Annotated in this window: 1 protein-coding gene; it reads right to left on the bottom strand. The window is 37.6% G+C overall.

All coding sequences use genetic code 11. The features are described from left to right. On the bottom strand, positions 1 to 476 hold a 476-nt coding region (locus tag DS745_RS24810), incomplete at both ends, for a hypothetical protein (protein ID WP_206662963.1).

Raw genomic sequence — 476 nt, 5'->3', positions numbered from 1 at the left:
ATTTGTTTCCCATGAAAGACCTACGCTAGTAAAGTCAGGTTGAGCATGGAGATCCGTTGGTGCGTTAGGTAAAATAGGAGCAATTACATCAAAAGCATCAACGTTAATCCGAGTTTCAACTGCAGAATGGTGACCTATTTGAGCAGGATTTACTAGTTTAATGGTGTGAGTCCCATAAGGAAGATCTAGTTTCTCAAACACATTCACACGATAGGAAACAGAAGCAGAATATAGGTTAACTTTTGTTATAATTTGATCATTAATGTAAACGTCCATTAATCCATTTCTAGTGCTAGTTAAAGAGAGCACCCGAATGCCTGTCCCAGTAAACGTATATTCAACACTAGCATTAAGTGAAGAAGCATAACTGTAAGTGCCACCACTATAATTACTACTAGAGGTAGTAATCCATGAGCCCGAATAAGATAGGTTTGAATTATTATCTTCAACGCGTGATACTGTTGATGGTAAAGGAA

Origin of the sequence: Anaerobacillus alkaliphilus (assembly GCF_004116265.1) — a bacterium.
In the GTDB taxonomy this organism is placed as follows: Bacteria; Bacillota; Bacilli; order Bacillales; family Anaerobacillaceae; genus Anaerobacillus; species Anaerobacillus alkaliphilus.
This window is presented reverse-complemented; position numbering and strand designations above follow the sequence as displayed.